Below are 9,952 nucleotides of genomic sequence, written 5' to 3'. Positions count from 1 at the left end.
CTGCTCGGCCTGCGCCGGCGCTTGCGGTTCCGCGTCGGCGTTGGCCGGTTCGGCGCCCACATCGTTGGCCGCGGGCTTCGACGGCTCGATCGGCGCGTTCAGGTCCGGGCCGTCCGACGACGTCATCCGCGCCGGCACGGCGCGTGCCGACTCGAGCGTCAGCGCTTCGGTGGTCACGCGCGACTCGGTGCCCGACAGGAACGTCGTCACCGCCGACGTCGGCAGGTCGAGATTGCGTTCGATATGCGGCGTGATCAGCAGCACGATCTCCGAACGCTCGCTGCTGCGGCCGTTCGAGCCGAACAGCCGGCCGAGCACCGGCAGGCCCGACATGCCCGGCAGCCCCGCGATGCTTTCACTTTCATTGCGCTTCACCAGGCCGGCCAGGATCTGCGTTTCGCCGTTCTTCGCGGTCATCAGCGTCTCCGCGTTGCGCGTCCCGAGCGAATAGGCGACGAGCCCGGTCTTCGTGGTTTCCTTCGACAGGATGCTGCTGACCTCCATGTTCACCTTGACGCTCACCTCCTCGTTCAGACTGATGCGCGGCTCGACCTTCAGCATCAGGCCCACGTCCTGGTAGCTGACCGATTCGGTGACGACGCCGTTCGCATTGGTGGTCGTGACGATCGGCACACGCTCGCCGATCTTGATGTTGGCCTTCTCCATGTTGCGCACGCGGATCTTCGGATTCGCGATCGTCTTGGTCTTGCCCTGCTTCTGCAACATGTCGATCGCGAGCGCGAGCCCGCCCGATTCGCTCGACACGCCGACGCGATCGCGATTCAGGCGCAGCAGGTCGCCGAGCGTCAGCGCACCGCCTTCCACGCTGCCCAGCGCGTTGAACTGGACCTTGCCGGGATATTGCACGCCCAGATCGAGGCTGTCGTTCATGTTGACCTCCAGCACCTGCACGTCGAGCGTCACTTCCGATTGCGGGATATCGAGGCCCATCACGACACGCTCCGCGACCTGGATCGTCTCCGGCGTGTCGCGCATGACGACCGCGTTCACGCGCTCGTCCACGTAGACGTCCTTCGGCTTGATCATCTGGCGCAGCGCGGCCATCACCGACTTCGCGTCCGCGTGCGACAGGAAGAACGTGCGAATCGCGAACTCCGTATAGGTGCGCGCCTTGTCCGGCTGCGACGGGTAGACGAGCAGCGTGTGCTTGTCGAGCACCTTCTTCTCGAGCTGGTTGGTACGCAGCAGCAGGTTGATCGCGTCCTCGGCGGTCGTGCGCTCCGCGAACAGCGTCGCGGCCTGGCTGGTATCCACGTCGCGGTCGAACACGAAGTTCACGCCGGACACGCGCGAAATCACGTCGAAGATGTTCATCAACGGCTGCTGCTTGAAGTTGAGCGACACCGGCTTGCGCAGCGCGTCGGCCAGTTGCGGGCGCACCGTGCGACCGGCCTGCGATTGATTCAGCAGCGTATCGCGCAGGCGCTTCGCGTCCGCATGGTTCGGCTGCTCGGCGAGAATCCGCCGCACGATCTCGAGCGCTTCCTGCGGCTTCTCGCCGCCGATGCGCTGCGCGCGCGCGAGATCGACCGACATCTGCTGGCGGCGCTTGACCTGCTCGAGCGACTGGCTGGCCTTGAAGTTGCCCGGCTCCTCGCGCAGCACGTTGTTCAGGTGGTCGATCGCGGCGGCATGGTTGCCCTGCGCGACCTGGCGGTCGGCTGCCTTCAGCTCGGCGCGCACATACTCCTGCCGGCTGCCCTCGACGGCGGTGGTGAGGGCGATGTCGTCGGGCGCGGCCTGCTTCTGCTGCTGCAGCGTGCTGAGGCGCTCGGCGGGTGTCGTGGCGGCGGCAGGCGCGGCGTTGAACGGGGTACTCGCGCATCCTGTCAGCGCGAGCGCCGAGATCAGGAGCAAAAGACTGAGTTTACGTTTCATGATGGTGTTCGGAACAGGTTCAAATCGGGGTTCATGGAGTCGGGACGGGCGGCGACAGCTCGATATCGCTGCTGCCACGGGTCACGATCACCGCGCCCTGTTTGCCCAGTTTCTTCAGCCGGTAGCCTTCGGCGATCTCGCCGCCCGGCAGCACCGCGTCACGCACGCCGCAACGCGATTCGCACAGCAGGAAAGTCTTGCCCGCGCCGTCCAGCACGACGATGCGATGACCGTTCTCGCGCCACTCGCCGGCAATGTCGAACGGCGCCGACGCAACCGGTGGCGCGTCGATCGGCGTGTCGAGCGGCGGCATGTCGGGCTCGGGCGCCGCGTCGGGCGGCGGCTCGGCGTCGGTCGCCGTCTCCGCGCCGAGCGACGCCCAGCTCTGCGCGGGAAAAAGGTCGACGACCGGTGCCAGCTCGTGCGTTTCGTTCGCCGCGCTGCCGCCGGCGACGCACGCGGCAGCCAGCGCGAGCGCGGCCGCGATCGGGATCAGGGGCGCGCGCATCATGCATCCGGCCCCAGCAGGCTGACCCGCAGGTCGGCGATCACGTCGGGACTGTCGATCCGCTCACGCTCGACCGACAGTCCCTCGATGCGTACCATCGGCTGCTGCGTAATCTCGCGGATCGCTTCGCGCAGCCCGACATAGCTGCCGGACAGCGCGACGTTGATCGTGAGCCGGCGCAGCTTGCCCTGCACCTCGACTTCGCGGCGATAGGTCGCGTGCTTGCGCTCCATGCCGTGCTGGGACAGGATCTGGAAGATCGAGTACGCCTGCTCGGTGCTGCGCAGTTGCTGCACCTGCTGCAGCGTCATGCCGCCGGGACCGGCCTTCTGGCCCGGCTTCGGCAGCGCGGCCAGCGCCTTCGTGCGCGCGTCGCGATCGGCTTCGAGCTGCTCGGCGCCCGGCTGCAGGTAGCACGCGTGCACGCCGATCAGCGCCACGACGAGCCCCCCTGCCACCAGCCCCGGCATGCCCAGCTTGCGGGACGCCGCATAGGCGCCCCAGCGCAGCCGCTCGGCGAGCGCGGTCATGTCGATTGATTTCAGGTTCGTCATGGGTGTTCGATGTTCAGGCTGAAATAGAAAATGTTCTTGCCGTCCTCGGCTTTCGTCCGGTGCTGCATCAGGCGGACCTTGCGGTCGGGGTGGCGGTCCTTCAGGCGGTCGACGAACATGTAGATGTGCGACAGATGCGCGGCACCGCCTTCGAGGCGCGCTTCCTGTCCGGCCTTGTCGACCGTCAGCAGCTTCAGCGCGATCTGCGGCGTCCACGCCTGCTCGATCCAGTCGACCACCGCCGGTCCCGCGCCGGTCGCACTCGTGCGCTGCTGGTCGAGCACGCGCGCGATGCGGCGCTCCTCCGCCGTCATGTTCTTCTGCCGGCGCTGCTCGCGCTCGATCGCGCGCTGGCGCTGGTCGATGCGGCTTTCGATGCTGTCGACCTCGTCGCGCAACTGCTCGACGTTGGACCACTCGCTCGCGACGAACGCGCCGGTCAGCAGCGCGCAGCACAGCGCGACGGCCGCCCACGGCGTGACGCGCGTGCGAGGCGCCGCGAAATCCAGTTCATTCAGGCGCTTCATGCCGGCTCCTCCTGCGTGAGCACGGCCTGGCCCATGTCGTCGTCGAGCAACGTGACGCCGTCGGCGGCCGCGCTCGGCAGCGTGCCGTCGAGCGCGCTCGCGAAGGCCGCGCCGGCGAGCGGCTGTCCGGCCATCAACGCCGCGGCCGCGAACCAGTCGTCAAGACGGCTGCCCCCCGCGCGCGGCAGCGTGACCACGTCGGCCCACTCGCCCGCACGCCGGAACACGCACGTGACGACGCGCGGCTGCAGCAATGCATAGCGGTAGTCGTCGCCGCCCAGGTGCTTCGCATGCGCGGCGAGCGCAACCGACAGTGCGTCGCGCACGCTGACGAGCCGCCAGCCGGCTGCGCGGCACATCTCGTCAAGCGACACGAGCAACGTGTCGCAAGCCGCCACCGCGAGCTGCGCGCGGCCGCGCCGCCCGCCTTCGAGGCGAATCCGCAGCGCGCCGCGCTGCGCACGGGCGGCGAACAGCGCGCGCGCATAACCGTCCCACGCGGCGTCCGACACCAGCCCGTCCTGCCAGGGCAGCACGACGCCATGCGTCCACGGATGCCCCGCGACGACGTGCACGCGGTTCAGCATCGGCAGGCGCGCCTTCGGCAGGTCGCCGAGCACCTGCGCCAGCGCTTCGGCGGGCGCGCCGTCGTGCGCGACGACGATCCGCGGCTCGCCGGCGCGCCGTGCGCGCCAGTCGTCGCTCGCCCATACGCGCAGCCGGTCGGCGTCGAGCACTGCGAACACGTTATTCCACGGCGATCGCACGCTGCACCTCCTGAAACGTCGTCAGTCGCGCGCGAATCGCGGCGAGGCCCGCATCGCGCATCGACTGGTAGTCGGCGTTGTCCGCGAGCGCCTGCGCGCGCTTCTCGATCGAACGCTCGAGCAACGCGGCCTTCATCGCCGCGTCGAGCGTCAGCACTTCGGCGAGGCCGATCCGGCCGTGATAACCGGTGCCCCGGCAGGTTTCGCAACCCTCGCCGGGCGTGACCACGTGCTTCAGGTCGTCGAGCGACGCACCCGCCAGATCGGCACCATCGGCCGCCGCGCCGCCGCAGCTTTCGCAAATGCGCCGCACCAGCCGCTGCGACACGACGCCGTTCAGCGCCTCGAGAAACGTCGACGGCTCGACGCCCATGTAGATGAAACGGTCGATCACGCTGAAGCCGTCGTTCGCGTGCACCGTCGACAGCACGCGGTGGCCCGTGAGCGCCGATTGCACCGCGATCGACGCGGTCTCCTCGTCGCGAATCTCGCCGACCATCACCGTGTCCGGATCGTGCCGCAGGATCGCGCGCAGCCCGCGTGCGAAGGTGAGCCCCTTGCGCTCGTTGACGGGGATCTGCAGCACGCCCTTCAGTTCGTATTCGACCGGGTCCTCGATCGTGATGATCTTGTCGTCGCCGGTGTTGACTTCCGACAGCACCGCATACAGCGTCGTCGACTTGCCGCTGCCGGTCGGCCCCGTCACGAGCATCAGCCCGTACGGCCGGTGCGCGAGCGCACGCACGCGCCGGGCCGTCTGCGCGTCGAAGCCGAGCACGTCGAGGCTCACGCTGTCGCCGCGCTGCGACTTGTCGAGCACGCGCATCACCGCGTTCTCGCCATAGGTGCCGGGAATGATGGACACGCGGAAATCAATCTCGCGGCCCTGCATCACGACCTTGAAACGGCCATCCTGCGGCACGCGCTTTTCCGCGATGTCGAGCGCCGCCAGCACCTTGAGACGCGACAGCGTCTGCGCGGCCGTCTCGAGCCCCGGGATGTGACGGATCGACTGCAGCACACCGTCGATCCGGTAGCGGATCGCGAGGCCGTCGGGTACCGCTTCGAGGTGGATGTCGCTCGCGCGGCTCTGCAGCGCGTCGTAGAGGGTCGTATTGACGAGCCGGATGATCGGGCTTTCGTCCTTCGCGATGCTCGCGAGCGAGATCGACTCGATCGCCTGCGCGAGCGAATCGCCCTGCGCGTCGATGGTCACATCGTCCATCAGACGCTCGTTCGACTCGACGTCGCCGAGCAGCCGCTCGACCTCGCCCGGCACGCTCATCGCCATCTGCACCGGCTGTGCGCCGAAGCGCGCGAGCAGTTCGTCGCGCACCTGGCGCGCGAACGGATCGGCCAGGACGACGCAGGCCGCGCCGTCGCGCTCGATCGGCAGCACGCGCCAGGTCAGCGCATCGTGCAGCGGCAGCAGGTCGAAGCGCGTCGGCGCCGCCTGCAGCGTCTGCGCGTCGACCGCGTCGACGCCGAGGCAGGCCGCCACTTCGGCCAGCACCGATGCGTCGCCGCTCAGCAGGCCGTCGACGTATTGCGCGAAGCCAACGCCGGATGCCTCCGATTCCGACTGCCAGCGTTGAGCGATGTGTTCCGTTTTCATTCAGTTTTCTCCTGTTGGTCAGCGGGATCGCGAGAGCCGGGTCGGCCCGGATCGCTATCCGACGCTGCCGGCCAATTCGAAGATCGGCATGTAGAGCAGCAGGACCACCGCGCCCACCGTCGCGCCCACCGCCAGCATCAGCACCGGTTCGAAGACCTTGCTGAGCATCTCGATCGCGCGGTCGAGCGCGCCGTCATGAAACTGCGCGATGTGTTCGCACATCCCGCCCAGGTCGCCGCTCTGTTCGCCGACGCGCAACAGCCGTTCGGCAACCGACGTCGTCAGTGCATGCGCGGCGAGCACGGCGGCGACCGGACGCCCTGCGCGCATGTCGGTCAGGGCCGCCGCCAGCCGCCCGCGGAAATGCTCGGGCAACCCCTTGCCGGACAGCTCCAGCGCGACGATCACCGGCGTGCCGCCCGCGATCAGCAGGCCGACGGTCCGGTAGAACCGCGTGAGTGCGAACAGCGCGCAGATGTCGCGCACTTTCGGCGCGCGCCACATCAGCCGCTGCGCGGCGCGCTTGACGGCCGCCGAGCGCACCGCCAGCCCCATGCCGACGAACGACGCCACGACCGCCAGCCCGACCGCCATGCCGTTCTCGCGCAGCAGGGTCGCCCACCAGAGCATCGCCTGCGCGGTCGCCGGCAGCGTGGCCAGCGACTCGAACACCACCGCGAAGCGCGGAATCACGAAGAACGCCATGAACAGCAGGATCGCGATACCCACGCCGATCACGACGACCGGATAGATCAGCGCGCCGGTGACGCGCTTGCGAACCTGTTCGATTCGCACTTCGTACTGTTGGTAGCGCTTCAGCACGACCGGCAACTGGCCGCTGCCCTCCGACGATTCGATCGTCGCGACGAGCAGCGGCGGAAAGATCGCCGGTTGCTGCGCCAGCGCCTTCGACAACGGCTGCCCTTCGACCATCACCGCGAGAATCCGGTCGATCACGTGTTTCGCGTCCTTGCCCGAATCCGCCTTGTCGCGCAGCGCTTCGAGCGCCTCGATCAGCACGAGGCCCGCATCGAGCAGCGTCGATAACTCCTGCAGGAACAGCGTCAGCGCAAACTTCGGCGCCGCGCGGCGGCGCCCGAAGCCCGCCTCGCGCCGGATCTCGACCACGACCCAGCCCTGTGCCGCGAGCCGCGCACGCACCTCCGTCTCGCTCGCCCCTTCGGCCGTCTGCTGCGAGACCTTGCCGTCGGCAAGCACCCGTACCCGAAACGTGTTCATCGCGACGTCCTCCGCCATTCGTCGAGTTTCGCGAGGCTCGCTTCACGATCGCTCGTCAGCACCCGGTATTCCTTCCAGACCTTGGTCGCGTAGGCCTTGCGGGCCGGCTCGCGCTTCGGCGAAGACCCGGCGTTGTACGCACCGACCGCGTTCCAGGTATAGCCGTGCCGATCGATGAAATCGGCGAGAATCGATGCGCCGGTGGCAATCGACGTGCACGGCTCGTCGATCAGCCGCTTGTGCGTCACGCCGACCTTGACCAGACGCGGCAGGTGCGTGCTGTTGATCTGCATGAGCCCGATGTCGTAGGTGCCGTTCCGGTTCCAGTTCATCGCGCGCGGATTCATCGACGATTCCACTTTCGCGATCGCGACGAGCAGCAGCGGATCGATGCCATGCTGCTCGCCTGCCCAGGTCCAGCAATCCCTGGCAGCGACGCCGGAGGTGCCGGCGGCGAACAGCGCCACCGCGGCCACCCAGCGACGCAGGCCCTTACATGCCGTAGACGAGGTCTGCATCGAGACCACTCCCGCCAACCCGACCGTCGCGCCCGAGCGATACGATCTCCGCTTCGCCGTCGCGGCCCGGCACGTTCCACTGGTACACGCGGCCCCAGCCGTCCTTCGGCACGGCCTTCGCGAGATACGGGCCGTTCCAGCCGTCGGTGCCCTGCGGCGCCGCGACCAGTGCGTCGAGCCCTTCGTCGGCCGTCGGATAGCGGCCCATGTCGAGCCGGAATTGCGAGACCGCGTCGCCCAGCGTCTTCATCTGCGCTTCCGTCGACTTGACCTTCGCCTTGTCGACCTGCGAGAAGAGCTTCGGTCCGACATAGCCGGCCAGCAGCGCAATGATCAGCAGCACGACCAGCAGCTCCAGCAGGGTGAAGCCCTTCTGGCCCCGTCGTTTCGTCCATTTCAGATAGTTCGGTTTCACGTCGTATGCCCTCGGTAGAGATCCCGGCGCGGCATCGCGGCCGGAGGCCGTCGTATCGCAGACGGCAGGTGAATCGCGCTTTCGCTGATGCGTATTCGATTGAAGGAAAGCGCCGATCGATGACGTCATTTTCCCGGGGGGCGCCCTGCGCCACCACCTTCCTCAACGAAATATCAATAAGGTTTTCAAGGTGCGGGGCGGTACGCGCCGACACCAAAAGAAAAGCCGCACGCATTGCTGCGTGCGGCTCGTCTCAACGCCCGTTCAGGTCGTTACTTGGCGCAGGCGCCCAGGTCCTTCCACACCTTGCCGGTGTGGTCCGCACCCGTCGAGGCCGGGCTGCCCGGAACCTCGTTCTGCGTCCACCAGCGCGCCTCGTACGTGCGGCCGTTGTGCTGCACCTTCGCGCCGCCCGTGTAGGCCGTGCCCTGCTTCCACTCGGCCTGGCATTGCGCGCCTTCACCGCCGCCCGCGTCGCCGGTCAGCTTGAACGTGGTGGTTTCCTGCTTCAGCGTGCCGCCTTCGATCTGCGACGTCGCCACGGCCGTGTGCTGGCCGGCCTTCGCGTTCGCGATGTCGACGCTCACGTCGCCCTGCATGCGCATCGTCGACGACTTCGAGCCGACCAGCGAATTCGACGCGTCATAGACCTTCACGTTGACGTTCGTGTCCTTCGCGTGATTGAACTTCAGGAAGAACTTCGCGGTCGCCTTGCCGTTCTGGATCTTGAATTCACCGTTGTTCGAGATGCTGAAGCCTTCGTCGAGCCCGCTTTCCGGCTGGTGATCGATCGTCGTCTCGGTGCGCACGATGCCGCTGCCCTTCTTCGAGAACACGTCGTTCTTGCCGAGCGACGGCTCGATGCGACCGTCGCGCTCGACGCCGGCCATCAGGTTCGCCGACTGCACGCGGTTGATTTCCTTCGCGAGCAGCATCGGCCACATGTTGCGTTCGCCCTGCTGCGCGGAGCCGATCGTCACCGTGGTCTTCATCGACGGCACTTCGCCGCTCGACTTGAACACGCGGTTCGTGACCTTGTCGCCGGCCTTCAGGTCCATGATCGGCGCGATGCTGCCGACATTCGACCACGAGGGCTTGCCCGGATCGGTCGCGCCGCCGTCGTCGGTGATGTTCAGGTCGGCGACGTTGTAGAACATGCCGGCCGTATCGCCGACGTGCCACGTCGTCAGCATCACGTGATGCCCCTTCTTGTCCGCCGGAATCGTACAGTTGTGCGGGCCGATCTCGTCGGCTTTCTTCATCCCGCCGTCGACCGTGCAGAACGGGTTCAGGTCGAACTGGTCGCGCGTGAGCTTCGCGTTCGGATTCCAGCCCTGCTTCGTCAGGTAGTACTTGAATTCCTTCGTCACGTGCGCCGCGGTGAACGTCCACTTGAACTTCTGCGCGCCCGGCTTGATGCTGGTCTGCTTCCAGCGATCGACCGACTGCTCGTTGAGTTCGCTGAACTGCGTCACGCCGCCGCTCGCGATTTCGCCGTCCTTCGGGCCGGCTGCCGGGAAGCCTTGCTTGCCTTCGATACTTTGCGGCTCATAGGCAACCGAGCCGCAGTTGAAGTTTTCGATCTTCCCCGACTTCGCGCTGCACAGCAGGCCGCGCGACGGCGGCTCGGACAGGTAGCCATGCGCGAATGCGGCCTGGGCGAAGAACATCGACGCGCAGGCAACGAGCGGCGACAGGGTAAAGAGGGTCTTTTTCGCAGTTCGGGTTCTCATCTGATTTCGTTTGGTTGAAAGTTGGTCAGGGTTGGCTTCGTTCGACGGATCGCGTTCGAACGTCCGGAATGGCGTGACGCATGTTCTGCTGACGAAACGCTGAGTGAAGTATCGGCAAGCGTCTTTCGATCGAGAATCTTCCTCAACGATCTCTAAACGATTCCCTGCCGAGTCATC

At 67.1% G+C, this 9,952-nt stretch carries 10 protein-coding genes; all 10 read right to left on the bottom strand.

The genetic code is table 11. The features are described from left to right. Positions 1-1,899 (bottom strand): secretin N-terminal domain-containing protein (locus tag G3N98_RS24685; protein WP_206149456.1); only part of this gene is annotated, 1,899 nt, incomplete at its 3' end. Positions 1,900-1,930: 31 nt separating this feature from the next. After that, a complete protein-coding gene (locus tag G3N98_RS24680; protein WP_241026066.1) occupies positions 1,931-2,407 on the bottom strand; it encodes a hypothetical protein in 477 nt (158 codons plus the stop codon). Further along, positions 2,407-2,961, bottom strand: coding sequence for a hypothetical protein (locus G3N98_RS24675; RefSeq protein ID WP_089472685.1), 555 nt, complete (start codon positions 2,959-2,961; stop codon positions 2,407-2,409). Before G3N98_RS24675 ends, G3N98_RS24680 begins: the two co-directional genes overlap by 1 nt. Next, positions 2,958-3,488, bottom strand: coding sequence for a hypothetical protein (locus G3N98_RS24670; protein ID WP_089472684.1), 531 nt, complete (start codon positions 3,486-3,488; stop codon positions 2,958-2,960). Before G3N98_RS24670 ends, G3N98_RS24675 begins: the two co-directional genes overlap by 4 nt. Beyond that, on the bottom strand, positions 3,485-4,255 hold the full coding sequence (locus G3N98_RS24665; RefSeq protein WP_241026065.1) for a hypothetical protein: 771 nt from the start codon (positions 4,253-4,255) through the stop codon (positions 3,485-3,487). Before G3N98_RS24665 ends, G3N98_RS24670 begins: the two co-directional genes overlap by 4 nt. Continuing rightward, positions 4,236-5,870 carry a GspE/PulE family protein gene (locus tag G3N98_RS24660; protein ID WP_089472683.1) on the bottom strand — a complete coding sequence of 545 codons (1,635 nt, stop codon included), beginning with the start codon at positions 5,868-5,870 and terminating at the stop codon, positions 4,236-4,238. The genes G3N98_RS24665 and G3N98_RS24660 overlap by 20 nt, the downstream gene beginning before the upstream one ends. 54 nt (positions 5,871-5,924) lie before the next feature. Further along, on the bottom strand, positions 5,925-7,109 hold the full coding sequence (locus tag G3N98_RS24655; RefSeq protein ID WP_206149454.1) for a type II secretion system F family protein: 1,185 nt from the start codon (positions 7,107-7,109) through the stop codon (positions 5,925-5,927). Beyond that, positions 7,106-7,627 carry a lytic transglycosylase domain-containing protein gene (locus tag G3N98_RS24650; protein WP_206149453.1) on the bottom strand — a complete coding sequence of 174 codons (522 nt, stop codon included), beginning with the start codon at positions 7,625-7,627 and terminating at the stop codon, positions 7,106-7,108. The genes G3N98_RS24655 and G3N98_RS24650 overlap by 4 nt, the downstream gene beginning before the upstream one ends. Then, complete coding sequence (gspG, locus tag G3N98_RS24645; RefSeq protein WP_089425248.1) at positions 7,602-8,042, bottom strand: type II secretion system major pseudopilin GspG; 441 nt, start codon at positions 8,040-8,042, stop codon at positions 7,602-7,604. The genes G3N98_RS24650 and gspG overlap by 26 nt, the downstream gene beginning before the upstream one ends. A 272-nt stretch (positions 8,043-8,314) precedes the next feature. Further along, the gene (gene gbpA, locus G3N98_RS24640) at positions 8,315-9,775 is read right to left on the bottom strand and encodes an N-acetylglucosamine-binding protein GbpA (protein WP_089472681.1); all 1,461 of its coding nucleotides are present in this window, start codon (positions 9,773-9,775) and stop codon (positions 8,315-8,317) included. Between the last annotated feature and the right edge of the window lie 177 nt (positions 9,776-9,952).

It is taken from the genome of Burkholderia sp. Tr-20390, from assembly GCF_017104595.1.
In the GTDB taxonomy this organism is placed as follows: domain Bacteria; phylum Pseudomonadota; class Gammaproteobacteria; order Burkholderiales; family Burkholderiaceae; genus Burkholderia.
Note: the sequence above shows the minus strand (reverse complement) of the source record. Positions and strands in the feature narration are given on the sequence as shown.